24 protein-coding genes are annotated in these 25,843 nt (G+C 62.1%); 18 read left to right on the top strand and 6 right to left on the bottom strand.

All coding sequences use genetic code 11. The annotated features are described in order from the left end of the window. Positions 1-14: 14 nt before the first annotated feature. Positions 15-1,019: a type I glyceraldehyde-3-phosphate dehydrogenase gene (gap, locus tag GV818_RS08485; RefSeq protein WP_161756113.1), complete on the bottom strand. Its 1,005-nt coding sequence runs from the start codon at positions 1,017-1,019 to the stop codon at positions 15-17. Between the two features lie 223 nt (positions 1,020-1,242). On the opposite strand from gap, the gene edd reads away from it, so the two are divergent. The 11 genes from edd (at position 1,243) to GV818_RS08430 (ending at position 14,702) form a co-directional block, all read left to right on the top strand. Further along, positions 1,243-3,069: a phosphogluconate dehydratase gene (gene edd, locus GV818_RS08480; RefSeq protein ID WP_161756112.1), complete on the top strand. Its 1,827-nt coding sequence runs from the start codon at positions 1,243-1,245 to the stop codon at positions 3,067-3,069. After that, the gene (locus GV818_RS08475; RefSeq protein ID WP_161776340.1) at positions 3,066-4,022 is read left to right on the top strand and encodes a glucokinase; all 957 of its coding nucleotides are present in this window, start codon (positions 3,066-3,068) and stop codon (positions 4,020-4,022) included. Before edd ends, GV818_RS08475 begins: the two co-directional genes overlap by 4 nt. Before the next feature lie 107 nt (positions 4,023-4,129). Further along, complete coding sequence (locus GV818_RS08470; RefSeq protein WP_161756110.1) at positions 4,130-4,861, top strand: response regulator; 732 nt, start codon at positions 4,130-4,132, stop codon at positions 4,859-4,861. Beyond that, a complete protein-coding gene (locus tag GV818_RS08465; RefSeq protein ID WP_161756109.1) occupies positions 4,851-6,320 on the top strand; it encodes an ATP-binding protein in 1,470 nt (489 codons plus the stop codon). Before GV818_RS08470 ends, GV818_RS08465 begins: the two co-directional genes overlap by 11 nt. A gap of 221 nt (positions 6,321-6,541) precedes the next feature. After that, the gene (locus GV818_RS08460; protein ID WP_161756108.1) at positions 6,542-7,801 is read left to right on the top strand and encodes an AGE family epimerase/isomerase; all 1,260 of its coding nucleotides are present in this window, start codon (positions 6,542-6,544) and stop codon (positions 7,799-7,801) included. Positions 7,802-7,917: 116 nt separating this feature from the next. Continuing rightward, entirely contained in the window at positions 7,918-9,210 is a 1,293-nt protein-coding gene (locus tag GV818_RS08455) for an ABC transporter substrate-binding protein (protein WP_161756107.1), read from the top strand. Positions 9,211-9,371: 161 nt separating this feature from the next. Then, positions 9,372-10,280: a carbohydrate ABC transporter permease gene (locus GV818_RS08450; RefSeq protein ID WP_161756106.1), complete on the top strand. Its 909-nt coding sequence runs from the start codon at positions 9,372-9,374 to the stop codon at positions 10,278-10,280. Beyond that, on the top strand, positions 10,273-11,118 hold the full coding sequence (locus GV818_RS08445) for a carbohydrate ABC transporter permease (protein ID WP_161756105.1): 846 nt from the start codon (positions 10,273-10,275) through the stop codon (positions 11,116-11,118). Before GV818_RS08450 ends, GV818_RS08445 begins: the two co-directional genes overlap by 8 nt. Before the next feature lie 3 nt (positions 11,119-11,121). Next, positions 11,122-12,282, top strand: coding sequence for an ABC transporter ATP-binding protein (locus GV818_RS08440; RefSeq protein WP_161756104.1), 1,161 nt, complete (start codon positions 11,122-11,124; stop codon positions 12,280-12,282). An 88-nt stretch (positions 12,283-12,370) separates the two neighbouring features. Further along, complete coding sequence (locus GV818_RS08435; protein ID WP_161756103.1) at positions 12,371-13,720, top strand: carbohydrate porin; 1,350 nt, start codon at positions 12,371-12,373, stop codon at positions 13,718-13,720. 127 nt (positions 13,721-13,847) lie between these two features. Beyond that, entirely contained in the window at positions 13,848-14,702 is an 855-nt protein-coding gene (locus GV818_RS08430) for a D-hexose-6-phosphate mutarotase (RefSeq protein WP_161776339.1), read from the top strand. Positions 14,703-14,796: 94 nt separating this feature from the next. Here the strand turns inward: GV818_RS08430 and GV818_RS08425 are convergent, their stop codons facing one another. Continuing rightward, positions 14,797-15,657: a MurR/RpiR family transcriptional regulator gene (locus tag GV818_RS08425; RefSeq protein ID WP_178124811.1), complete on the bottom strand. Its 861-nt coding sequence runs from the start codon at positions 15,655-15,657 to the stop codon at positions 14,797-14,799. Positions 15,658-15,864: 207 nt separating this feature from the next. Between GV818_RS08425 and zwf the strand changes: the two genes are divergently transcribed. Genes zwf through GV818_RS08410 form a run of 3 tightly spaced genes read left to right on the top strand, consistent with a single transcriptional unit; the run spans position 15,865 to position 18,717 of the window. Next, entirely contained in the window at positions 15,865-17,334 is a 1,470-nt protein-coding gene (gene zwf, locus GV818_RS08420; protein WP_161756100.1) for a glucose-6-phosphate dehydrogenase, read from the top strand. Beyond that, positions 17,321-18,034 carry a 6-phosphogluconolactonase gene (gene pgl / locus GV818_RS08415; RefSeq protein ID WP_161756099.1) on the top strand — a complete coding sequence of 238 codons (714 nt, stop codon included), beginning with the start codon at positions 17,321-17,323 and terminating at the stop codon, positions 18,032-18,034. Before zwf ends, pgl begins: the two co-directional genes overlap by 14 nt. 17 nt (positions 18,035-18,051) lie before the next feature. Further along, entirely contained in the window at positions 18,052-18,717 is a 666-nt protein-coding gene (locus tag GV818_RS08410) for a bifunctional 4-hydroxy-2-oxoglutarate aldolase/2-dehydro-3-deoxy-phosphogluconate aldolase (RefSeq protein WP_161756098.1), read from the top strand. A gap of 220 nt (positions 18,718-18,937) precedes the next feature. Here the strand turns inward: GV818_RS08410 and GV818_RS08405 are convergent, their stop codons facing one another. Both GV818_RS08405 and GV818_RS08400 read right to left on the bottom strand, forming a co-directional pair. Then, on the bottom strand, positions 18,938-20,128 hold the full coding sequence (locus tag GV818_RS08405) for an aminotransferase class V-fold PLP-dependent enzyme (protein WP_161756097.1): 1,191 nt from the start codon (positions 20,126-20,128) through the stop codon (positions 18,938-18,940). A 12-nt stretch (positions 20,129-20,140) separates the two neighbouring features. Further along, on the bottom strand, positions 20,141-20,377 hold the full coding sequence (locus GV818_RS08400) for a DUF3820 family protein (protein ID WP_025126856.1): 237 nt from the start codon (positions 20,375-20,377) through the stop codon (positions 20,141-20,143). A gap of 207 nt (positions 20,378-20,584) precedes the next feature. On the opposite strand from GV818_RS08400, the gene GV818_RS08395 reads away from it, so the two are divergent. From GV818_RS08395 to GV818_RS08380, 4 genes are all read left to right on the top strand, one after another. Beyond that, entirely contained in the window at positions 20,585-21,052 is a 468-nt protein-coding gene (locus GV818_RS08395) for a ferritin-like domain-containing protein (RefSeq protein WP_161756096.1), read from the top strand. A 156-nt stretch (positions 21,053-21,208) separates the two neighbouring features. After that, the gene (locus GV818_RS08390; protein ID WP_161776338.1) at positions 21,209-23,197 is read left to right on the top strand and encodes an FUSC family protein; all 1,989 of its coding nucleotides are present in this window, start codon (positions 21,209-21,211) and stop codon (positions 23,195-23,197) included. Beyond that, the gene (locus GV818_RS08385) at positions 23,184-23,390 is read left to right on the top strand and encodes a DUF1656 domain-containing protein (protein ID WP_102860611.1); all 207 of its coding nucleotides are present in this window, start codon (positions 23,184-23,186) and stop codon (positions 23,388-23,390) included. Before GV818_RS08390 ends, GV818_RS08385 begins: the two co-directional genes overlap by 14 nt. 10 nt (positions 23,391-23,400) lie before the next feature. Further along, positions 23,401-24,267, top strand: coding sequence for an efflux RND transporter periplasmic adaptor subunit (locus GV818_RS08380; RefSeq protein ID WP_161756094.1), 867 nt, complete (start codon positions 23,401-23,403; stop codon positions 24,265-24,267). Positions 24,268-24,342: 75 nt separating this feature from the next. On the opposite strand, the gene GV818_RS08375 is transcribed toward GV818_RS08380, so the two are convergent. Both GV818_RS08375 and GV818_RS08370 read right to left on the bottom strand, forming a co-directional pair. Then, positions 24,343-24,813: a MaoC family dehydratase gene (locus tag GV818_RS08375; protein ID WP_161756093.1), complete on the bottom strand. Its 471-nt coding sequence runs from the start codon at positions 24,811-24,813 to the stop codon at positions 24,343-24,345. A 50-nt stretch (positions 24,814-24,863) separates the two neighbouring features. Continuing rightward, positions 24,864-25,808 carry an alpha/beta hydrolase gene (locus tag GV818_RS08370; protein WP_161756092.1) on the bottom strand — a complete coding sequence of 315 codons (945 nt, stop codon included), beginning with the start codon at positions 25,806-25,808 and terminating at the stop codon, positions 24,864-24,866. Positions 25,809-25,843 lie beyond the last annotated feature (35 nt).

Genomic DNA, 25,843 nt, shown 5'->3' with positions numbered 1-25,843 from the left:
CGACGAGTACCCGCTTATTCCGCGTTGCACAGGGCCAGGCAGTTATCCAGCATGCGGTTGGAGAAACCCCACTCGTTGTCGTACCAGGCCAGGACCTTGAGCAGGCGGCCGCCGCTGACCTTGGTGTGGTTGGCGTCGAAGATCGACGACAGCGGGTTGTGGTTGAAGTCGCTGGAGACCAGCGGCAGGGTGTTGCAACCGAGGACCTTGGAGTGCTGGCTGGCGCTCTTGAACAGGGCATTGACCTCTTCGGCGGTGGTGTCGCGCTTGAGGGTCACGGTCAGGTCCACCAGGGAGACGTTGATCACCGGCACCCGTACCGCCATGCCCGTCAACTTGCCTGCCAGTTCCGGCAGCACCAGGCCCACGGCTTCCGCGGCGCCGGTCTTGCTCGGGATCATGTTCTGGGTGCCCGAGCGGGCGCGGTAGGGGTCGGTGTGATAGACGTCGGTGAGGTTCTGGTCGTTGGTGTAGGCGTGGATAGTGGTCATCAGGCCGTTGTCGATGCCCAGTTCACGGTGCAGCACCTGGGCCACCGGGGCCAGGCAGTTGGTGGTGCAAGAGGCGCTGGAGATGATCTGGTGCGACTGGCGCAGAATATCGTGGTTGACCCCATAGACCACTGTGGCGTCGGCGCCTTTGGCCGGGGCCGAGATGATCACTTTGCGGGCGCCGGCAGTAAGATGGGCGGCAGCCTTGGTGCGGTCGGTGAACAGGCCGGTGCATTCGAAGACCACGTCGATCTTTTCCGCAGCCCAGGGCAGTTCGGCCGGGTTGCGGATGGCGCTGACGGCGATGCGGTCGCCATTCACGGTCAGGCTTTCCTGATCGTGCTCGATGTGTGCATCGAAGGTGCCGTGGACGGTGTCGTACTTCAGCAGGTGGGCATTGATCGCGCTGTCTCCCAGATCGTTGATGGCGACGATCTGCAAATCTTGACGATAGCCTTGGGTATAAAGTGCGCGCAGGACGTTACGGCCAATACGGCCAAAACCATTGATTGCGATTCGAAGAGTCATGTGCAAACGCCTGTCGTTGAATTTGTTGTTGGAATTACAAGATTATTCGCATAGAAATAGAAAACAAGCCTTTTTAGTGGCAATATTTTGTTTTATCTACAACGAGTGACCTGAATCAACTGGTCCAAATGGTCAGAAATTTCCTCCATTCTCCCTGAGCGGCGGTGCTTCTGATCAGCATAGACAAACAGGTCGCCACATCCGTTAGCCTGGAGTTCTACACATGCATCCCCGCGTTCTTGAGGTCACCGAACGGCTTATCGCCCGCAGTCGCGCCACCCGCCAGGCCTATCTCGCTTTGATCCGGGGTGCCGCCAGCGACGGCCCGCAGCGGGGCAAGCTGCAGTGTGCAAACTTCGCCCACGGCGTGGCCGGTTGCGGGGCCGACGATAAGCACAACCTGCGGATGATGAATGCGGCCAACGTGGCAATTGTTTCGTCATATAACGACATGTTGTCCGCCCACCAGCCGTACGAGCACTTTCCAGAACAGATCAAGAAGGCCCTGCGCGAGATCGGTTCGGTGGGCCAGTTCGCTGGCGGCACCCCGGCCATGTGCGACGGCGTGACCCAGGGCGAGGCCGGCATGGAGCTGAGCCTGCCGAGCCGCGAGGTGATCGCACTGTCCACCGCTGTGGCGCTGTCGCACAACATGTTCGATGCCGCGCTGATGCTGGGAATCTGCGACAAGATCGTTCCGGGCCTGATGATGGGCGCCTTGCGCTTCGGTCATCTGCCGACCATTTTCGTCCCGGGCGGGCCGATGGTCTCGGGGATTTCCAACAAGCAGAAAGCCGATGTGCGCCAGCGCTATGCCGAAGGCAAGGCCAGCCGCGAGGAGTTGCTGGAGTCGGAAATGAACTCCTACCACAGCCCGGGCACCTGCACCTTCTACGGCACCGCCAACACTAACCAGCTGCTGATGGAAGTCATGGGCCTGCACCTGCCGGGGGCTTCTTTCGTCAACCCGAACACGCCGTTGCGTGACGCCCTGACCCATGAAGCGGCGCAGCAGGTCACCCGCCTGACCAAGCAGAGCGGCAATTTCATGCCGCTTGGTGAAATCGTCGACGAACGCGTCCTGGTCAACTCCATCGTTGCCTTGCACGCCACCGGCGGTTCCACCAATCACACCCTGCATATGCCGGCCATTGCCCAGGCCGCGGGCATCCAGTTGACCTGGCAGGACATGGCCGACCTTTCCGAAGTGGTGCCGACCCTGTCCCACGTCTATCCCAACGGCAAGGCCGACATCAACCACTTCCAGGCAGCAGGGGGCATGTCGTTCCTGATCCGCGAACTGCTGGAAGCCGGCCTGCTGCATGAAGACGTCAACACTGTGGCCGGTCGCGGCTTGAGCCGCTACACCCAGGAACCGTTCCTCGACAACGGCAAGCTGGTGTGGCGCGACGGCCCGATCGAAAGCCTCGACGAAAACATCCTGCGGCCAGTGGCCCGGGCCTTCTCGCCGGAAGGCGGGCTGCGGGTCATGGAGGGCAACCTGGGGCGCGGCGTGATGAAGGTTTCCGCCGTGGCCCCGGAGCACCAGATTGTCGAAGCCCCAGCTGTGGTGTTCCAGGACCAGCAGGACCTGGCCGACGCGTTCAAGGCCGGCCTGTTGGAGAAGGACTTCGTCGCGGTGATGCGCTTCCAGGGCCCGCGTTCCAACGGCATGCCCGAACTGCACAAGATGACCCCGTTCCTCGGCGTGTTGCAGGACCGTGGCTTCAAGGTGGCGCTGGTCACCGACGGGCGCATGTCCGGCGCTTCGGGCAAGATCCCGGCGGCCATCCATGTCAGCCCCGAGGCCCAGGTGGGAGGCGCCCTGGCCCGGGTGCTGGACGGCGACATCATTCGCGTGGATGGCGTCAAGGGCACCCTTGAGCTTAAGGTGGACGCCGCAGAATTCGCGGCCCGCGAGCCGGCCAAGGGCCTGTTGGGCAACAACGTCGGCACCGGCCGCGAACTCTTCGCTTTCATGCGCATGGCCTTCAGCTCGGCAGAGCAGGGCGCCAGCGCCTTTACCTCTGCTCTGGAGACGCTTAATTGAAACTGGCCCTGGTCGGTGACATCGGTGGTACCAACGCGCGGTTCGCGTTGTGGAAGGACCAACAACTGGACGCGGTCCAGGTCCACGCCACGGCGGACTATCGCTGCCCGGAAGACGCCATCAAGGCGTACCTGCAGGAGCAGGGCCTGGCCCTGGGTGACATCGGCTCGGTGTGCCTGTCGGTGGCCGGTCCGGTCAGCGGCGACGAGTTTCGTTTCACCAACAACCACTGGCGCCTGAGCCGCCAGGCCTTCTGCCAGGCCTTGCAGGTGGACCGCCTTCTGCTGGTCAACGACTTCTCGGCCATGGCCCTGGGCATGACCCGCCTGCAACCCGACGAGTACCGCGTGGTCTGTGAGGGCGTTGCCGAGCCCTTGCGCCCGGCGGTGGTGATCGGCCCGGGTACCGGCCTGGGAGTGGGCACCTTGCTGAATTTCGGTGATGGCCGCTACATGGCCTTGCCGGGGGAGGGAGGCCATGTCGACCTGCCCTTGAGCAGCCCGCGGGAAACCCAGCTGTGGCAGCACATCCACGACGAGATCGGCCATGTCAGCGCCGAGACCGCTCTGAGCGGCAGCGGATTGCCTCGGGTGTACCGGGCGATTTGCGCGCTGGACGGCCATGAACCACGCCTCGATACCCCGGAAGCCATCACCGCGGCCGGCCTGGCCGGCGACCCGATTGCCCGGGAAGTGCTGGAGCAGTTCAGCTGCTGGCTGGGTCGGGTGGCGGGCAATAACGTACTGACCACTGGTGGGCGTGGTGGCGTGTACATCGTCGGCGGGGTGATTCCGCGTTTTGCCGATTTCTTCATCCACAGCGGCTTTGCCAAGAGCTTTGCCGACAAGGGTTGCATGAGCGATTACTTCAAGGGCATCCCGGTGTGGCTGGTGACCGCGCCCTATTCCGGGCTGACCGGTGCCGGCGTGGCCCTGGAACAGGCCCAGGGTTGACGCCTGGCAGCTTGGTGTAGGAGCCGGCTTGCCGGCGAAGAGGCCGTAACAGGCCACCCACCATCAGGCATAATCGCGCTCCCTCCCTAACAATAAGGACGGCCCCGGTGAGTTCAGTCAGTAAGTCGATTTTGTTGGTTGACGACGATCAGGAAATTCGCGAGCTGCTGGAAACCTACCTCAGCCGCTGCGGTTTCCAGGTGCGCACTACGGCTGACGGCGCCGGCTTTCGCCAGGCCTTGAATGACGCGCCCAGCGACCTGGTGATCCTCGACGTGATGCTGCCTGACGAAGACGGCTTCAGCCTGTGCCGCTGGATCCGCCAGCACGCCAAGCGCAGCCAGGTGCCGATCATCATGCTCACCGCCAGCTCCGACGAAGCCGACCGGGTCATCGGTCTGGAGCTGGGCGCCGACGACTACCTGGGCAAGCCCTTCAGCCCCCGTGAACTGCAGGCGCGGATCAAGGCCCTGCTGCGCCGCGCCCAGTTCGCTCAAGAGCGGATTGCCGGTGAAGTGCTGTGCTTCGACGAATGGCGCCTGGATGTGATCAGTCACCGACTGTTCCACAACGACGGCGAGGAAGTGATTCTCTCCGGCGCCGATTTCGCCCTGCTCAAGCTGTTTCTCGATCACCCCCAGGAAATCCTCGATCGCGACACCATCGGCAATGCCACCCGCGGCCGCGACTTGATGCCCCTGGACCGCATCGTCGACATGGCGGTGAGCCGCCTGCGTCAGCGCCTGCGAGACACGGAAAAACCGCCGCGGCTGATCCGTACCGTGCGCGGCAGCGGTTATCAATTGGCAGCCAATGTGGTTGCCGGCAATGGCCACTGAGGCCTTGCGCAGAGTGCTTCGGCGCCTGCCGGTGCCTCGCTCGCTGCTGGGGCGGATGCTGCTCCTGACTCTGCTGGCGGTGCTGTTCGCCCAGGCCCTGTCCAGCGTGATCTGGGTTTCGCAGTTGCGTGCCACCCAGCTCGAAGGGCTGGTGACCAGTGCCCGCAGCCTGGCCCATTCGATGACTGCCAGCGTCAGTTACCTGCGTTCGTTGCCGGTGGCCTATCGGCCTCTGGTGCTGGACCAGTTGCGCAGCATGGGCGGTACCCGGTTTGTCGTGACCCTCAATGACAAGCCCCTGGGCATGCAGGTGCTGCCGGCCACCCCGCGCAAAGAGGCGGTGCTGCAAGCGGTGGAGCAGGTGCTGCGCCAATCCTTGGGCAACGACGCGGATATTTCCGTGACCTTTGTCAGCCCCGACGACCTGCGGATCTTCAATGGCGGCCTCAAGCTCGACGAGTTGCCGCGTTCCTGGGCCCATTACGCCCTGACCCTGGAACCGGTGAACCCACCGGTGCTGGTGACCCAGATCCAGATGGCCCCGGGGGAATGGCTGTACATCGCCTCGCTGCTGCCCGAGCCCTACACCAGCCTCGAAGAACAGGGCCTGCCGGCTCAGCAGGTGTGGTTCATCTTGCTCACCAGCGGCTTCCTGCTGCTGTTCATTGGCCTGCTGGTGCACTGGCAGAGCCGGCCCCTCAAGCGCCTGGCCCGGGCCGCGCGGGACATGTCCCTGGGCGCCGATGTCGAGCCGGTGGCGGAGGGCGGTGGCAGTGAAGTGGTGGAAGTCGGCCGGGCCTTCAACAGCATGCGTGAGCGCATCAGCCGCTACCTGACCGAACGCAGCCAACTGTTCAGCGCCATCTCCCATGACCTGCGCACCCCCATCACCCGTCTGCGCCTGCGGGTCGAATTACTGGAGGACGAGCAACTGCAAGCCAAGTTCGGCCGCGACCTGGATGAACTGGAACTGCTGGTCAAAGGCGCACTGCAATGCGTCAAGGACACCGATATCCACGAGAACATCGAACCGGTGGACCTCAATCAGGTACTCGACTGCCTGGTGGAGCCTTACCTGGCGCCCCAGGGTAATGGCCGGGTGACCCAGCAGGGCCGGGCGCTGGCCAGCTACCCGGGCAAGCCCCTGGCGCTCAAGCGCTGCATGGGTAACCTGATCGACAACGCCCTGAAGTACGGGCAGAACGCCCATCTGCACATCGAAGACGACGATAGCGGCTTTGTCCTGCACGTGGATGACGAAGGCCCGGGTGTACCGGAGCAGCGCCTGGAACAGGTGTTCGAGCCGCACTTCCGCCTGGCTGGGCAGCAGCAGGGTTATGGCTTGGGCCTGGGCATCGCGCGCAACATCGCCCATAGCCATGGCGGCGAAGTCAGCCTACAGAACCTGCGCGAAGGCGGCTTGCGGGTGACCCTGTACCTGCCTCGGACCTTCGACTGAACGGTCGTCCGTGTCGGCGCTGACTTGCGTAGGAGCTGGCTTGCCAGCGAAGGCGTCCTCAAAGGCACTACAAGGCTCAAGGGCCTCTTCGCCGGTAAGCCGGCTCCTACGGGGTGGTGGAATGTCACCGGTCAGTGACATTGTGCTGGTCCTTCGTTACCTGCGGTTGCGCATGGCTTGATTAGACTCAAGCCTTCGATAAAAACAACAACAGGTCACCCATGGACGCTCTTTCCCTGCCATTCAGTAGCTGGCTGAATGCACCTGCACATCAGGCCTGGCTTGCCGCCGAAGGCCTGCGCCTGCTGGATTTTGCCAAGGCCTCACGGCTCGCCGAAGGCTTCGGTAACCTCGATGCCCAGGGTCGCCTGTCCGCTGGCGCCCAGGCCGAAAGCATGAACACCGCGCGCCTGACCCACAGCTTTGCCATGGCTCACATCCAGGGCCTGCCGGGTTATGCCGGGCTGGTGGACCACGGTATCGCCGCGCTCATGGGCCCGTTGCGCGATGCCGAGCACGGCGGCTGGTTTGCCGTGGCAGGGCAGGCGGATGGCAACAGCATCAAGGCTGCCTATCTGCATGCCTTTGTCGCCCTGGCCGCCAGCTCCGCGGTGGTGGCGCGGCGGCCCGGGGCCGAGACCTTGCTCGCGGAAGCGATCCGGGTCATTGACGGGCATTTCTGGAGCGAAGAGGAGGGCGCCATGGGCGAGTCCTTCAACCGCGACTGGAGCGAACAGGAAGCCTATCGCGGCGCCAACAGCAACATGCACGCCACCGAGGCCTTTCTCGCCCTGGCCGATGTCACCCAGGACCCGCGCTGGCTCAATCGGGCGCTGCGCATCGTCGAGCGGGTGATCCATCAGCATGCCGCTGCCAATGACTTCATGGTGATCGAGCATTTCGATCCGTTCTGGCAGCCTTTGCCGGACTACAACCAGGCCTTTCCCGCCGACGGTTTCCGGCCCTTCGGCACTACGCCGGGCCACGGTTTTGAATGGGCGCGCTTGCTGCTGCACTTGGAAGCGTCGCGGGTTCAGGCCGGCATGCTGACTCCGGGGTGGCTGGTGCTGGATGCGCAACGGTTGTTCGAGAACAACTGTCGCAACGGCTGGGACGTGGACGGCGCCCCGGGCATTGTCTACACCCTGGACTGGGACAACCGGCCGGTGGTTCGCCAGCGCCTGCACTGGACTCACGCCGAGGCCAGCGCTGCCGCCAGTGCCTTGCTCAGGCGCACCGGCCAGGAGCAGTACGAGACCTGGTACCGGCGTTTCTGGGAGTTCTGTGAAGCACATTTCATCGATCGCCAACAGGGCAGCTGGCATCACGAGCTGGGCAGTGACAACCGCCCGGCTGCCGAGATCTGGGGCGGCAAGCCGGACCTCTATCACACCTGGCAAGCCGTACTGATTCCCCGTCTGCCCCTGGCACCGAGCATCGCCTCGGCTTTGGCCCAAGCGTCTGTTCCGGGCCTTGTGTAACCATGTCGTGACATTTCACCGTCGCTTCGTTACCCGAACGTTCGACTAGGCTGTTTAGACTCGTGTGCAGCGCAAGCACCAGACTTGCATGCATAACAACAAGAAAGGTACTTCAAATGAATGCGATTTCTCGCCTCGCCACTGTCATTTCCCTTGCCTCTCTGTTTCCCCTGAGTGCCCTCGCCGCCGACTCCAAAGGTTCCGTGGAAGTTGTCCATTGGTGGACCTCGGGCGGTGAAAAAGCGGCCGTCGATGTGCTCAAGGCCCAAGTGGAAAAAGACGGCTTCACCTGGAAGGACGGTGCCGTGGCTGGTGGTGGTGGTTCCACCGCGATGACCGTGCTGAAAAGCCGCGCCGTGGCCGGCAACCCGCCGGGTGTGGCGCAGATCAAGGGCCCGGATATCCAGGAGTGGGGCAGCACTGGCCTGCTCAGCACCGACACCCTCAAGGATGTGGCCAAGGCGGAAAACTGGGACGGCCTGCTCTCGTCCAAGGTGGCCAACACCGTCAAGTACGAAGGTGACTACGTGGCCGTGCCGGTGAACATCCACCGGGTCAACTGGCTGTGGATCAATCCCGAAGTGTTCAAGAAAGCCGGGATCGACAAGGCACCGACCACCCTCGAAGAGTTCTATGCCGCCGGCGACAAACTCAAGGCTGCCGGCTTCATCGCCCTGGCCCATGGCGGCCAGCCGTGGCAGGACAGCACCGTGTTCGAAGACGTGGTGCTCTCGGTGATGGGCGCCGAGGGCTACAAGAAAGCCCTGGTGGACCTGGACCAGAAAACCCTCGCCGGCGCGGAAATGGTCAAGGCCTTCACCGAGCTGAAGAAGATCACCGGCTACATGGACCCCAACCGCGCCGGGCGTGACTGGAACATCGCCGCCGCCGACGTGATCGGTGGCAAGGCTGGCATGCAGATGATGGGCGACTGGGCCAAGAGCGAGTGGACTGCGGCGAAGAAAATCGCCGGCAAGGACTACCAGTGCGTGGCGTTCCCAGGCACTGACAAGGCCTTCACCTACAACATCGACTCCCTGGCGGTGTTCAAGCTCAAGGCCGATCGCAAGGGTGACATCGCTGCCCAGCAGGACCTGGCCAAGGTCGCCCTGGGCAAGGACTTCCAGAAAGTCTTCAGCATCAACAAGGGCTCGATTCCGGTGCGTACCGACATGCTCAATGACATGAGCGCCGAAGGCTTCGACTCCTGTGCCCAGGCGTCGGCCAAGGACTTCCTGGCGGACGAGAAGACCGGCGGCCTGCAGCCGAGCATGGCGCACAACATGGCCACTTCCCTGGCGGTGCAGGGCGCGATCTTCGACGTGGTGACCAACTTCATGAACGACAAGGATGCGGATCCGGCCAAGGCCAGTGCGCAACTTGCCTCGGCGGTCAAGGCCGCGCAGTAGAGTCCGGCGCCGCAGGCACGCCTGCGGCCCCTTGTTCACCTCTCCCCCTGTAGGAGCCGGCTTGCCGGCGAAGCGCTGTGCCCGGCACAGCGTGTCGTGTCGTTCGCCGGCAAGCCGGCTCCTACAGGCTGAGGTTCCATTTCTTCAACCGGGTTATTGCGATGAGCTCTGTGGCGGTTTTCAGCAAGGCCTCACCCCTGGACGCACTGCAGCGCTGGCTGCCCAAGCTGGTGCTGGCGCCGAGCATGGTCATCGTGCTCGTGGGTTTCTACGGCTACATCATCTGGACCTTCATTCTGTCCTTCACCAACTCCAGCTTCATGCCGAGCTACAAGTGGGTTGGCCTGCAGCAGTACGCCCGCCTGATGGACAACGACCGCTGGTGGGTGGCGAGCAAGAATCTTGCGGTCTTCGGTGGCATGTTCATTGGCATCAGCCTGGTGCTGGGGGTCTTCCTGGCGGTGCTGCTGGACCAGCGCATCCGCAAGGAAGGCTTTATTCGCACTGTGTACCTGTACCCCATGGCCCTTTCGATGATCGTCACCGGCACGGCCTGGAAGTGGCTGCTCAACCCCGGCCTGGGCCTGGACAAGATGCTGCGTGACTGGGGCTGGGAAGGCTTTCGCCTGGACTGGCTGGTGGATCAGGACCGGGTGGTCTATTGCCTGGTGATCGCTGCGGTATGGCAGGCCTCGGGGTTTGTCATGGCGATGTTCCTCGCTGGGCTGCGCGGTGTCGACCAGTCGATTATTCGCGCTGCCCAGGTGGATGGCGCGAGCTTGCCGACCATCTACCTGAGGATCGTCCTGCCGAGCTTGCGCCCGGTGTTCTTCAGCGCCTTCATGATCCTTGCGCATATCGCGATCAAGAGTTTCGACCTGGTGGCGGCAATGACCGCGGGCGGCCCGGGTTACTCCTCCGACCTGCCGGCGATGTTCATGTATTCCTTCACCTTCAGTCGCGGCCAGATGGGCATCGGTTCGGCCAGCGCCATGCTGATGCTCGGCGCAGTGCTGACCATCCTGGTGCCGTACCTGTACTCCGAGCTGCGAGGCAAGCGCCATGACTGATTCGTTGCTCAAGCCACGGCTGAACTTCAGCCGCATCGCCATCTACGCCACCCTGCTGCTGGCGGCGGCGGTGTACCTGATACCGCTGGTGGTGATGCTGCTCACCAGCTTCAAGACTCCGGAAGATATCCGTACCGGCAACCTGCTGAGCTGGCCCCAGGTGGTCGACGGCATCGGCTGGATCAAGGCCTGGGACACGGTGGGCGGCTACTTCTGGAACTCGGTGAAGATCACCGTGCCGGCGGTACTGATCTCCACTTTCATTGGCGCGATGAACGGTTACGTGTTGTCGATGTGGCGCTTTCGCGGTTCGCAGTTGTTCTTCGGCCTGCTGCTGTTCGGCTGCTTCCTGCCGTTCCAGACGGTGTTGCTGCCGGCCTCGTTCACCCTCGGCAAGTTCGGCCTGGCCAACACCACCACCGGCCTGGTGCTGGTGCACGTGGTCTACGGCCTGGCGTTCACCACCCTGTTCTTTCGCAACTACTACGTGAGTATTCCGGATGCGCTGGTCAAGGCCGCGCGCCTGGATGGCGCGGGTTTCTTCACCATCTTCGGCAAGATCCTGCTGCCGATGTCGGTGCCGATCATCATGGTCTGCCTGATCTGGCAGTTCACCCAGATCTGGAACGACTTCCTCTTCGGCGTGGTGTTCGCCAGTGGCGATGTGCAACCGATCACCGTGGCCCTGAACAACCTGGTGAACACCAGCACCGGGGTCAAGGAATACAACGTTGATATGGCGGCGGCGATGATCGCTGGGCTGCCGACACTGCTGGTCTACATCTTCGCCGGCAAGTATTTCCTGCGCGGGCTGACGTCCGGCGCGGTCAAGGGGTAAGGCATGGCAACTCTCGAATTACGCAACGTCAACAAGACCTACGGTGCCGGCCTGCCGGACACCTTGAAAAACATTGAACTGAAGATCGACGACGGCGAGTTCCTGATCCTCGTCGGCCCGTCCGGCTGCGGTAAATCCACCCTGATGAACTGCATCGCCGGGCTGGAGAACATCAGCGGCGGGGCGATCCTGGTGGACGATGCCGACATCAGTGGCATGAGCCCCAAGGACCGTGACATCGCCATGGTGTTCCAGTCCTACGCGCTGTACCCGACCATGAGCGTGCGCGACAACATCGCCTTCGGCCTGAAGATCCGCAAGATGCCCACCGCCGAGATCGACGCGGAAGTGGCGCGGGTAGCCAAGCTGCTGCAGATCGAGCACCTGCTGACCCGCAAGCCGGGCCAGCTTTCCGGTGGCCAGCAACAGCGGGTGGCCATGGGCCGGGCCCTGGCGCGGCGGCCGAAGATCTACCTGTTCGACGAACCGTTGTCCAACCTCGACGCCAAGCTGCGGGTCGAGATGCGCACGGAAATGAAGCTGATGCACCAGCGCCTGAAAACCACCACGGTCTACGTCACCCACGACCAGATCGAAGCCATGACCCTGGGGGACAAGGTGGCGGTGATGAAGGACGGGATCATCCAGCAGTTCGGCACGCCGAAGCAGATCTACAACGACCCGGCCAACCTGTTCGTGGCGAGCTTCATCGGTTCGCCGCCGATGAACTTCATCCCCCTGCGCCTGCAGCGCAAGGACGGCCGCCTGCTGGCCCTGCTGGACAGTGGCCAGGCCCGTTGCGAGTTGCCCCTGGGCATGCAGGACGCAGGCCTTGAGGATCGTGAAGTGATCCTCGGCATTCGTCCGGAACAGATCTCCCTGGCCCCGGCCGAAGCCAATGGTCTGCCGAGCATTCGCGCCGAGGTCCAGGTGATCGAGCCTACCGGTCCTGACACCCTGGTCTTTGTCACGCTCAATGGCACCAAGGTCTGCTGCCGCCTGGCTCCGGACCAGGCGCCCGAGGCGGGGGAAACCCTGACATTGCAGTTCGATCCGGCCCGGGTGCTGCTGTTCGATGCCCAGAGCGGTGAGCGCCTGGGGGCGGCCGGTGCGTCGGCTCCAGAGGCCCGTAGCGGCAACGTGGCGCAGTTCAAGGGGCGTTGAATCCGTGGCGGATGGCCTGTCATCTGTCGTAATTGCTGTAAACCACGTTGGATAAATCGTTAATAACAATAAAGACGAGGATGTAGGGATGAAGAAGCAACACAGCACTACCCGGCGGCTCTGTCAGTTGTCGGCAGTGGCGGCGCTGGTCCTGTCCGGCAATGCGATGGCCGATGAAGCATTCAGCGCCGATTCCAAGTGGATGACCGGCGACTGGGGCGGTGAGCGCACCAAGCTGATCGAGCAGGGTATCGACATCAAGGCCGACTACGTTGGTGAGATGGGTGCCAACCTGCGCGGCGGCTACAACGACGACAAGACCGGGCGCTACAGCGACCAGTTTGGCCTGGGTGTGGCGCTGGATCTGCAAAAGCTCTGGGGCTGGGATAACACCCAGGCCAAGATCCAGCTCACCAACCGCAATGGTCAGAACATTTCCAATGACCGTGTCGGCGACCCGCGTGCCGGCACCTTGAGCTCCTCCCAAGAGGTCTACGGCCGTGGCCACATGGTGCGCCTGACCCAACTGTGGATCCAGCATCAGTTCCTCGACGGCAAGCTGGACGTGAAGGCCGGTTACTTCGGCGAAGGCGAAGACTTCAACACCTTCCCCTGCGAGTTCCAGAACCTGGCGTTCTGCGGTTCCCAAGTGGGCAACTGGGCGACCGGTATCTGGTACAACTGGCCAGTCAGCCAGGCAGCGCTGCGCATCAAGTACAACATCACCCCCGAGCTGTATGCGCAGATCGGCGCCTACAACCAGAACCCGTCGCAACTGGAGCACGGCAACGGCTTCAAACTCAGCGGCAGCGGGACCAAGGGCACGGTGCTGCCGATCGAGCTGGTCTGGTCGCCGAAGGTCAACAACCTGCCGGGCGAATACCGCGTCGGTTACTACAAGAGCACGGCGGATGCCAATGATGTGCGCAAGGACGTCAACGGTCAGGATGCTGCGGACACGGGTGATGCCTATCGCGTGCACAACAGCAAGCACGGCTACTGGTTCGTCGGGCAGCAGCAACTCACCACGCACAATGGTGACGCTTCCCGTGGTCTGAACATCGCCGCCAACGCCACCTTCCACGACAAGGACACCAACGTCGTCGACAACTATCAGTCGCTGATGTTCGTGTACAAGGGGCCGTTCGATGCGCGTCCGAAAGATGACGTCGGCATCGGTTTTGCGCGGATCCACGTCAACGACGATGTGCGCAAGAATGCCCAGCTGATCAACGAGGACAACGGCATCAGCAGCTACGACAACCCGCTGTACATGCCGCTGCGCGACACCGAATACAACTACGAGATCAACTACGGCTTCCACGTCACCAACTGGCTGACCGTGCGTCCCAACCTGCAGTACATCACTCACCCGGGCGGTGTGGATCAAGTTGATAACGCGCTGGTGGCCGGCCTGAAAATTCAGTCGGTGTTCTAAGGCTGTTGCGATAAGCTCCTGCTCTATGTGCGCATTTTGCGGATGGCCTGGCCGTCCGCTTTTTTTTGTCGGGAGTGCGCCTCCCTCATGAGTAGCGAGACAGCATTGATTTTCAGGACTGCGGCCCATGCATGAGCATCCGCTACAACGCTTTTTCATATCCTTGCGCGAGCGCCCGGTGTTTGCCTGGGAGCGCTATCAACTGCGCGACGTACTGGTGATCGATCACCCGCTGTGTCAGGCGGTGTTCAGTCGCCAGGGCGCGCAGTTGCTGCACTTTCAACCTAGCGGACAAAAGCCCTGGTTGTGGTGCGCGTCGAAGTGGCCGCAGGTAGGGGCGATCCGTGGTGGGGTGCCGGTGTGCTGGCCCTGGTATGGCCGCCACCCCAGCGAAAATGCCTGGCCTTCCCATGGCTGGGCGCGGCTGCTGGACTGGAAGCTACTGGACAGCAGCAGTGATGAGGACGGCGTGCGCCTGCACTGGCAGTTGCAACTGTGCGACTGGAAGGTCGACCTGCATGCGCACCTGGGCCAGAGCATGGATCTGCGCCTGAGCACCGAGCACCAGGACACTGAACCCTGCCAATTGAGCCAGGCTCTGCACGCCTACTGGCGTATTGGCGATGTCGGCGAGATAGCGCTGTCCGGGCTCGATGGCGCTCAGGGTTATGACCAGTTGAACCGTCAGGCTTGCCAGCAGCAGGGCGAGTTGCGGGTGCAGGGCGGGTGTCAGCGGGTGTTCCAGCATGAAGGCGAATTGCAGCTCAAGGATCACGCCTGGCAGCGCGAATTGTGCATCGATACCGGTGACGATGCCGACACCGTGGTCTGGCATCCCGGCCCCCGGCCTTTGCTGGGAGTGAGCTGGAATGAGGTGTCGCGTTTCGTCTGTGTCGAAGCGGCTGTCGGGGGCACCGACAGCCTGTGCCTGGCGCCGGGAGAGCAGGCGCACCTGAGCTTGCAGGCGCGGGCGGCGGGGTAGGCTTCAAGGAGGCTTGCGCCGGCAGGCCGACTCCCACAACTGATGGTGTGGGAGTGGCCGGGCGTTGTTGCGCTGGTCAGCGAATGGAATCGACTCAGTTGAACTCGTCGCCCACCGGGTAACGGCTGGCGTTGAGGCTTTCCTTGATCTTGCGCAGGTGCGGCTGGAAATCCACGCCCCGGCGCAGGGTCATGCCGGTGGCCAGCACGTCGAGCACGGTGAGCTGAATGATCCGCGAGGTCATCGGCATGTAGATGTCGGTGTCTTCCGGCAGCGGGATGTTCAGGCTCAAGGTACTGGCCTTGGCCAGTGGCGAGTTTTCCGCGGTCAGCCCCAGTACCGAGGCGCCGTTTTCCCGGGCGATACGCGCCACTTCCACCAGTTCGCGGGTGCGGCCGGTGTAGGAAATGATCACGAACAGCTCGCCGGTATGGGCCACCGACGCGATCATCCGTTGCATCAGCACATCGGCGTGTGCGGTGACGGCGAGGTTGAAGCGGAAGAATTTGTGCTGGGCGTCCAGGGCCACCGGGGCCGAAGCGCCGAGACCGAAGAAGTGGATCTGCCGGGCCTGGATCAACAGGTCAACGGCCTTGCTGATCAGGTTCGGGTCCAGGGCCTGGCAGGCGCTGTCCAGGGAGGCGATGGCGCTGCCGAAGATCTTTTGCGTGTAGGCTTCGGGGTTGTCGTCGGCCTCGACCGCGCGGCTGACATACGCTGCACCGCTGGCCAGGCTCTGGGCCAGTTGCAGCTTGAGTTCCGGATAGCCGCTGACGCCGAATGACCGGCAGAAGCGATTGACCGTCGGTTCGCTGACCGAGGCAGCCTGGGCCAGTGCGGCGATGCTGAAGCGAGTCGCCTGCTGCGGGTTGAGCAGGATGACTTCGGCGACTTTACGTTCCGCCTTGTTCAGTTCTTCAAGGCGGTTCTGGATGTGTTCCAGAAGATTGCGCATGCGGTCCATTAAGGTTTCCTAGGTCGGCAATGCAGGGAAGCCAGGCTTAGCCGGGCTTCGGCGGTGGCCTATCCTACTGATGGCCCGGAACGACCACCACCGGGAATCTGTATTTTGTAAAAATGTTGTGTTTATTACTACATTTTTCCTTGAGTGATGCCTTGAAAAAAGGTATTTGTAGCTTAACTTGATAAAAGAACAAACATCATGCCTTCGATTACGGTTGAACCCTGCACCTTTGCCTTGTTCGGCGCGCTGGGCGATCTGGCACTGCGTAAGCTGTTTCCTGCCTTGTACCAACTCGATGCCGCGGGTCTGCTACACGACGATACGCGCATCCTGGCCCTGGCACGTGAGCCGGGCACTGAGCTGGAGCACCTGGCGAATATCGAAACCGAATTACGCAAGTATGTCGGTGACAAGGAACTCGATGCCGAGGTTCTGCAGACCTTTCTCGCTCGCTTGAGCTACCTGCATGTGGATTTCCTCAAGGCCGAGGATTATCTAGCCCTGGCGGAGCGCGCCGGTAGCGAACAGCGGCTGATCGCCTACTTTGCCACCCCGGCAGCGGTGTACGGCGCCATTTGCGAGAACCTGTCCAAGGTCGGGCTCAATCAGCACAGCCGCGTAGTCCTGGAAAAACCCATCGGCTCGGACCTGGATTCCTCGCGCAAGGTCAACGATGCCGTGGCGCAGTTTTTCCCGGAAACCCGCATTTACCGTATCGACCACTACCTGGGCAAGGAGACGGTGCAGAACCTGATTGCCCTGCGTTTCGCCAACAGCCTGTTCGAAACCCAGTGGAACCAGAACTACATCTCCCACGTGGAAATCACCGTGGCCGAGAAGGTCGGCATCGAAGGTCGCTGGGGTTATTTCGACAAGGCCGGCCAGCTGCGGGACATGATCCAGAATCACCTGCTGCAACTGCTGTGCCTGATCGCCATGGACCCGCCGGCCGACCTTTCCGCGGACAGCATCCGTGACGAGAAGGTCAAGGTGCTCAAGGCCCTGGCGCCCATCAGCCCGGAAGGCCTGACCACCCAGGTGGTGCGCGGCCAGTACATCGCCGGTCACAGTGAAGGCCAATCGGTGCCGGGCTATCTGGAGGAGGAAAACTCCAACACCCAGAGCGACACCGAGACCTTCGTCGCCCTGCGCGCCGATATCCGTAACTGGCGCTGGGCCGGGGTGCCGTTCTACCTGCGTACCGGCAAGCGCATGCCGCAAAAGCTGTCGCAGATCGTCATCCACTTCAAAGAGCCGTCGCACTATATCTTCGCCCCCGAGCAGCGCCTGCAGATCAGCAACAAGCTGATCATCCGCCTGCAGCCGGATGAAGGTATCTCGTTGCGGGTGATGACCAAGGAGCAGGGCCTGGATAAAGGCATGCAGCTGCGCAGCGGTCCGTTGCAGCTGAATTTTTCCGATACCTATCGCAGTGCGCGGATTCCCGATGCCTACGAGCGGTTGTTGCTGGAAGTGATGCGTGGCAATCAGAACCTGTTTGTGCGCAAAGATGAAATCGAAGCCGCGTGGAAGTGGTGTGACCAGTTGATTGCCGGTTGGAAGAAATCCGGTGATGCGCCCAAGCCATACGCGGCTGGGTCCTGGGGGCCGATGAGCTCTATTGCACTGATCACGCGGGATGGGAGGTCTTGGTATGGCGATATCTGAATTGCAACTGCCGGTGGGTGTGCGTGCCCACGAATTCCGCAGCCCGGCCTTGCTGGCCGAGGGGCAGGCGCTGAAAGTCGCTTCGCTCCTGCGCGAGGCTATTGCCGCGCGGGGTAATGCGACCCTGGTGGTGTCCGGCGGCCGCAGTCCGGTGGCGTTTTTCCAGGTCCTGGTCAAGCAGGAGCTGGAATGGTCCAAGGTGCTGATCACCCTGGCGGACGAGCGTTGGGTGCCGGTGGAACATGCCGACAGCAATGCCGGCCTGCTCAAGCGTTATCTGCTCCAGGGGCCGGTGGCCAAGGCGCGTTTCCTCAGCCTCTACAGCGCTGCGCCGAGTCTTGAAGAGGCGGCCCAGCAAGCGGATCGCCTGCTGGCCGAACTGCCGGGCATCGACGTGCTGGTCCTGGGCATGGGCGATGACGGTCACACCGCCTCGCTGTTCCCCAACAGTCCGAACCTGGCCGAGGCGCTGAAGGCCGATGGCACTCGTCGCTGCTGGGCGATGCTGGCGCCGACGGTGCCCCATCAGCGCCTGAGCATGAGCCGGGCCTTGCTGGCGTCGGCGCGCAACAGCCTGTTGTCGATTTCCGGTCAGTCCAAATTGACCACCCTGAGTGCCGCACTGGCTGGTGACGCTGTCGCCGAAATGCCGATTCGCGCCTTCCTGCAAACCCCGTTAGAGATTTACTGGTGCCCATGAGCCAAGGATCAGCCGCTATGACAAACCTCTCCCCGACCGTTTCCATGGCGGACAAAGTTGCCCTGATCGACAGCCTTTGCGCCAAGGCGCGGATCCTGCCGGTGATCACCATTGCCCGTGAGCAGGATGTGCTGCCACTGGCTGACGCCCTGGCAGCCGGCGGCCTGACCGCTCTGGAAGTGACCCTGCGTTCGCAGTTCGGCCTCAAGGCCATCCAGATCCTGCGCGAGCAGCGTCCGGAACTGCTGACCGGCGCCGGCACCGTGCTCGACCCGCAAATGCTGACTGCTGCAGAAGTGGCGGGCTCGCAGTTCATCGTCACCCCGGGTATCACCCGGGATCTGCTGCAAGCCAGTGTCGCCAGCCCGATCCCGCTGTTGCCGGGGATCAGCAATGCCTCCGGAATCATGGAGGGTTATGCCCTGGGCTATCGCCGCTTCAAACTGTTCCCGGCGGAAGTCAGCGGTGGCGTAGCGGCGATCAAGGCCTTGGGCGGTCCGTTCGGCGAAGTGAAGTTCTGCCCGACTGGCGGCGTTGGCCCGGCCAATATCAAGAGCTACATGGCCTTGAAGAATGTGATGTGCGTGGGCGGCAGTTGGATGCTGGATCCGGAGTGGATCAAGAACGGCGACTGGGCGCGGATTCAAGAGTGCACGGCAGAGGCCCTGGCCCTGCTGGACTGAAGGTTTACCCGATTCGTTGGTGTGTTCTACGGCTTTACGGTGCGCTTGGTCGGTGCACCGTTTTTTTTGCTTGAAGAAAAGCACAGCCTCAGCAGACTCGTGTTGCGGCCGTTGCAGGCTGCGATCGGCGTCGCCAGAGACATGCCTCCAAGGTGCTTTGAGCCTTGTCCCAACTTGTCGCAGCGGCTACAGGTCGAGAGGCGTTGCAGGGCATTACGGCTTATTGGCCGGCCAGTTCGCCGAGCGCCGCAATCAGTTTCTGGATATGTTCAAGCGGTGTCACCAGCCCCGGGGTAATGCGGATGCAGGGGCCGAAGCCGGCGCCATTGCGGGTGACGGTGAACAGGTTGTATTCCTGCAGCAGGCGATCCACCAGGACTTGCTGATCCTGGTGCCGAGTGAAGCGCAAGGCGCTGATCGCGCAGCACAGGCGCGGGTCCTGTGGAGTCAGGACTTCGATTCCCGGGATCTCGCGGGCCGCTTCGGTCCAGGTGTTGCGCAGGTAGTTCAAGCGCGCGCCCTTGACCGCTGAACCGCCCATGGCTCGGTGCTCTTCGAACACCAGGGGCAAGGTCATCAGCGCGGGAATGTTGGGCGTGCTATAGGGCGTGCGGGCACGGATGTCGTCAGCCGGGAAGTGGAACTCGCCCATGTCCGGATCGATGTCCTCCAGGCGCTCCGGGTGGATATAGATGAAGCCCAGGCTCAGCGGTGCGCCTATCCATTTGTGCAGGTTGAAGCCGGCAAAGGCGATGCCTAGTTGTGGCAAGTCGAAATCGATCTGGCCCAGGGCGTGGGCACCGTCAAGAATGATATCGACCTCGTGTTCCCGGGCGGCGCTGGCAATGGCCTGGACCGGCATCACCAGACCGCTGCGGTGGGTCACGTAGGTCAGGGGCATCAGCCTGATTCGCGGGTAGCGCTCGAAAGCGTCTCTGTAGGTGTCGACCAGGCTGTCAAAACTGGCTGGATGCTGGTGCTGGATTTCTATCACCTCGACCCCACGATGTCGCGCCAGCCAGCGCACGGCGCTTTTCACCGTGTCGTATTCCAGGTCGCTGAGTAGCACCTGGTCCCCGGGTTGCAGGCGGTTGTAGTTGCGGATCAGCGATTGCAAGGCATCGGAGGCGCAGCGGGTGAGGGCCACGGCGGTCTCCGGAGCCTCCAGCAGTTCGGCCAGTTGCCGACGAATCTGCAGAGCTTCGAGCTGTTCGAAGCGCTGGCGCACATGCACCGAGTTGCTGCGGTTCACCCACTGGATATTGTGCTGGTACTCCTCGACCACCTTGCGGGTCATGCGCCCGAAGTAGCCGTTCTCAAGATTGATCGGCCCAGGATCGATGTCGAATTGTCGGGCGACGCCTTGCCAATAGTCTTCGTCGCGGGCAAGTAATGCGGCAGATGTTGGCATGGCGGGCTCTTTTCAGTGGCGGGGCTTGGGTTTGCCGTGTTTGGCGCGCAGCGGGTCCAACAGGTCGGAGAGACCGTTGTGGTCGATTTCCTGCATCAGGGCCAGCAGGCCGCCGAGCTCGCCCTTGGGGAAGCCTTCACGGGCGAACCAGTTGAGGTATGGGCCGGGCAGGTCGGCCAGGATGCGCCCCTTGTATTTGCCGAAGGGCATTTCCCGGGTGATCAGCAGTTCAAGTGTCTCAGGGGTCATGACGCAACTTTTTTCATGTGATTCGAACGCCATGGAAAATACAGGCATTCTGCATGCAGGCCAAATGACAGATCATGCAAATAACGCGGATACAGATGCGTTTAAAAATATTAACTTATTGAAAAGTAAGGAAAAAATTCAGATAAAAATCTGGCATGACGGGTGCAACAGTCAGTCCAACTCTCGCAACCCGTAAGGAACCAGAAAATGCCTGACATGAATAAAGAAGCAATTTCGGTACTCAACAGCCTGATCGAGACCAGCAAGGATGGTCAGGAAGGGTTCAAGACCTGTGCCGAAGACATCAAGCATCCAGAGCTCAAGGCACTGTTCATCAAGCGCTCCACCGATTGCGCCACAGCCGCTGCCGAACTGCAGTCGGTAGTGCGTTCCATGGGTGGCGATCCGGAAACCTCTACTAGCGTCAGCGGTGATCTGCACCGTCGCTGGGTCGATCTCAAGGCACTGGTGACTGGCAAGGACGAAGAATCGGTTCTGAATGAGGCCGAACGTGGTGAAGATCATGGGTTGAAGGCCTACAAGGAAGCCCTGGAGAAAATCACCAAACACAATCTGCTGAGCATCCGTGACGTGGTGGAGCGCCAGTACCATGGTGTGCAACGCAATCACGATCAGGTCAAAGCCTTGCGTAACCAGGCTCGTGCCCGTTCGTAACAGGTAAAGCCTGTCGAAAACGCCAGCCAGTCTGGCGTTTTTTTATGCATGTGATTTAGTACTGGACGATATTTAGTTAGCTAGCTAATAATTAGCCTGTGCTCGCTCGCAGCCATCGCGACTATCGTTAATCTGTCCTTCCAAGAGTTTCTTTTCGTGCCTATTACCCTGCAGGCCTTGCTTGCTCCCAATCGTTCCGCGTTGCAATTTGCGATCAAGACCCTGCTCGGCGGCGGTCTGGCGTTGTGGCTGGCGTTGCGTTGGGGGCTGGAGCAGCCTGCCTGGGCATTGATGACCGCTTTCATTGTTGCTCAGCCGTTGTCCGGGATGGTTTTGCAAAAAGGCTTGGCACGACTGTTGGGGACGTTGATCGGTACCATCATGTCGGTGCTGTTTATGGGCTTGTTCGCCCAGACGCCCTGGCTGTTCCTGCTGGCCCTGGCCTTGTGGTTGGGGCTCTGCACCGCCAGTTCGACTTTGCTGCGCAGCGCCTGGTCCTATTCCTTCGTGCTGGCCGGCTACACCGTGGCGATCATTGCCCTGCCTGCGATCAGTCATCCTTTGGGGGTGTTCGATCAGGCGGTGGCGCGCTGTACGGAAATCTCCCTGGGGATCATCTGTGCCACCGCCAGCAGTGCGCTGATCTGGCCGATGCGGGTGGAGCGCCAGTTGGCTGACCAGGCCCGTTCCGCCTGGCAGAGCGGGATGCAAGCGGCTCGTGCCACCCTGGCCGGCGACGCTCTGGCGCGCAAGGGGCTGTTGGAGATTCTCGGGCGCATTGTCGCCGTGGATTCCCAACGCGAACATGCCTGGTTCGAAGGTCCTCAGGGCCGCCAGCGGGCTCGGGCGATCAGTGGCCTGAGCCAGAAGTTGCTGATGTTGTTGCGCATTGCCCGTTCGGTGCGACGCCAGTGGAAGCAACTGGACGCCGATGAAACTCGGCAATTACAGCCTTGGATGGATGAGGTGCAGGAGGCCCTGTCTGCAGAGGGCAGCGTCAGTCTGCAAGCGCTGCGGCCACGCTTGGCGGAGGCGTCCCACGATCCGTCGATCAGTCCGGCGCAGGGTTTCTGCCTGGCGCGTTTGGTCTTGTTGCTGGATACCGCCATGGCGGCGACTCAGGCCCTGGACGCAGTGCAACAGGGGCGGGCACCGGTGGAGCAGCCAGCGACCCTGACGCCTCACCGGGATCTGTCATTGGCCCTGGTGTTCGGTGCCCGCAGTGCCTTGGCGTTCTTGACCGTAGCCAGTTTCTGGATGGCCACCGCCTGGCCCGCAGCTTCCGGCGCGATGCTCCTGACTTGCGTGGTCTGCAGCCTGTTCGCCAGCCGCGAGAATGGTGCGCAGATCGGCATGAGCTTCATGCGCGGGATCTTCCTGGCGGTCCCGGCGGCGTTCGTCGTGGGGCAGATCCTGTTGCCTCAGTGGAGCGGTTTCCCAATGTTGGCGATGGCCATGGGCGTGCCCTTGTTTTTTGGCGCCCTGGGTATGGCCAACCCAAAGATAGGCGCGACTGCGACCTCGTTCTGCCTGCACTTCATTGTTCTGATTTCGCCGATGAACCGGATGAGCTTCGACGTTGCCAGCTTCTTCAACAACGCCCAGGCCATGGTGCTGGGCGTGGGCGCTGCGGTGCTGGCCTTCCACTTGCTGATTCTGCGTAACCCAGCCTGGCACAGTAGGCGCTTGTTGGCGGCGACCTTGAGTGATCTGGTGCGTTTGACCCGGCGTAACCTGCGCGGGGCGGAAAGTTGGTTCGGCGGGCGCATGGCCGACCGCCTGCTGCAGTTGGCCCGGCACTACCCGGAATTGCCGGAGCCGGCACGCAGTCGTTGGGACGACGGCTTGCTGGGCCTGGATATCGGCGATGAACTGATGCACCTGCGTTTGAGCCTGGCGGTGGCCCAGGTACCGGTCAGCGCGGCCCAGCGGGAATATTTCGAGTACCTGCAACGCACCCTGGAGCAAGGCCCGGCGGGGATTCGCGAAGATGCCCTGGTGGCGCCCAGCGCGGCGTTGCTCGACGCCTTGGGCCAACAGCCTCCCAGTGATGCGCTGAAACTGGCGAAGGGCGCGGTGCTGCAATTGCAAAATAGCTGGCGCAGTTGGTGCCAGCAGCAGGAGGAACATCATGGGGCTGCGTGAGTGGTCATTGGGCGGGGTGCTGCTCAGCCCGTTTCTGATTTATGTGGTGCTGGCGCTGGTTGTCACTGGCGTCCTGCGGGTACTGGTACGGGTCACCGGACTGGGACGCTGGATCTGGCACGAAGCACTTTTCGATTGTGCCCTGTACGTCTGTGTATTGACGGTGATCACTGTGGTCCTGGGACCTTTATAAGGAGTTGATTATGCGTACACCCGTACGTGTCGCGTTTACCCTGAGCCTGGTGGCGGTGGCGATCTTTGCCGGTTATCACCTGTGGCAGTACTACATGCTGACCCCCTGGACCCGTGACGCGCGGATTCGTGCCGACGTGGTGATCGTGGCCCCGGATGTGTCCGGCTGGGTGCGCGAGCTCAAGGTGAAGGACAACCAGCAGGTAAAGGCCGGTGAACTGTTGCTGAGCATCGACCGCGAGCGTTTCGAAGCCGCCCTGGAAAAAGCCCAGGCGGTGGTGCAGACCCGCCAGCAGCAACTGAGCCTGCGTGAGCACGAGGCCAGTCGCCGTGCTGCCCTCGGCCCTCAGGCCATCAGTGCCGAGCTGCGGGAGAACGCCCAGATCAACGCCGGTATCGCCCGTGGCGAACTGCGTCAGGCCCAGGCCGAAGCCAAGGTTGCCGAACTGAACCTGGCCCGCAGCCAGGTGCACGCACCCCGTGACGGGCATATCACCAACCTGCGCCTGGCCGAGGGCAACTACGTCAACGCCGGGCAGCCGGTGATGGCGCTGATCGATGATTCGACTTTCTACGTACAGGCTTATTTCGAGGAGACCAAGCTGCCGCGGATTCAGGTCGGCGACCCGGTCAAGGTCTGGCTGATGAGCGCCGGCGATGCCTTGCAGGGCCACGTCGAGAGCATCAGCCGGGGGATCACCGACCGCAATGCCACGCCGGACGGACAACTGTTGGCGGAAGTGGAGCCGACCTTCAACTGGGTGCGCCTGGCGCAACGGATTCCGGTGCGGGTCAAGCTCGACAAGGTGCCCGAAGGCATCAACCTGAGCGCCGGCATGACCGCCAGCGTTCAGGTAGAGGAGGGGGGTAAATTGTAGGCGCCGGCTGGCCGGCGAATGTGGCGGCAGATCAGGACCAGGGTCGGTCGCCGGCAATCCAGCACCTATGGTGCATCAGCCGATGCTGATGGCCGGCAGCGTCGGCAGGGTCACGGTCTGTTGCTTGCGCGGGGCAAGGATCTCGGCCTCGCCGTCCACCACCAGCTCATCGCGCTGGTTGAACACACGGGTGGCGATGCGTACGCGAAATTTCGGTAGCTTTTCGAGTATTTCCAAGCGCACGGTCAGGGTGTCGCCAATCTTCACCGGTTTCTGGAAACTCATCTGCTGACCGATGTAGATGGTGCCCGGCCCAGGCAATTCACAGGCCACCGCGGCACTGATCAGCGCGCCGCTAAACATGCCGTGGGCAATACGCTCCTTGAACATGGTGGTGGCGGCGAACTCGGGGTCCAGGTGCACCGGGTTGTGGTCGCCGGACATGGCGGCGAACAGCTGGATGTCACGCTCCTCGACGGTTTTGCTGTACTGGGCGGTCTGACCGACTTCCAGGGCTTCGTAAGGGGTGTTGGTAACCTGGGTCATCTTGCTGAAATCCTCTGACAGATAAATGAACGCACTGACTTCACGCCAGCTTATTCCGCTCGGGGTGGCCGGCGGTGTTGCAGCGCCTGATCCAGCCAGGCCAGTACGTCGTGGGTCACTTGGTCACGGTTGCTTTCGTTGAACAGCTCATGCCGTGCTTGCGGGTAGATATTGAGTTGCAGGCACTGGCTGCCGGCCTCGCGCAATGCGTTGGCCAGATCCTTGAGACGCTTGCCAGCGCTTACCGGATCACATTCGCCGCCCATCACCAGCAATGGCAGGCCCGGATCGATCTGCACCAGGTTGGCAATCTTGCTGATCTGTTGCAGACCGCCCAGCAAGTCGATCCACAGCTGGTTGGTGCAGCGGTAGCCGCATAGCGGGTCATTGACGTATTTGTCGACTTCCGCCGGATCCCGGCTGAGCCAGTCGAAGGCAGTACGATTGGGCTTGAAGGCCTTGTTGAACGAGCCGAAGGACAGCCACTCGATCAGCGCGCTGCGCCCCTGGCCGCCCTGGCGCCAGCGTTCGACACGGGCAATCAGGCTGGCGGCGCGGTACAGGGCCACCGGCTGGAAGTTCGAACCGCTGAGAATTGCCCCGTGCAGACTGGCGCTGTGGTGCTGCAGGTAGGCCTGGGCGATGTAGCTGCCCATGCTATGGCCCAGCAGCACGATAGGCGTGCCAGGGTGTTGCTGGCCGATATGCTGGTTGAGGCTGGCCAGGTCACCGACCACTTTGTTCCAGCCACCCTGGTCAGCGTAATGGCCGAGTACCCCGTGCTCTGCGGTTTTGCCATGGCCGCGCTGGTCCGGAGCATAGAGTCCATAACCCTCAGCGCACAGAGCGGCGGCCAGGCGGGCATAACGGCCACTGTGCTCGGCCATGCCGTGAGACAACAGGATCACCGCCTTGAGTGGGTTTTCAGGTAGCCACTGGTTGACGAATAGACGCTGGTGGTCGTTCGTGGTCAACCAGAACGTATCGTGGGTCATGGCGATTCCTTTGCTCGTCGACGCTGCACTTTATA

It is taken from the genome of Pseudomonas sp. Fl4BN1, from assembly GCF_009908285.1.
In the GTDB taxonomy this organism is placed as follows: domain Bacteria; phylum Pseudomonadota; class Gammaproteobacteria; order Pseudomonadales; family Pseudomonadaceae; genus Aquipseudomonas.
Note: the sequence above shows the minus strand (reverse complement) of the source record. Positions and strands in the feature narration are given on the sequence as shown.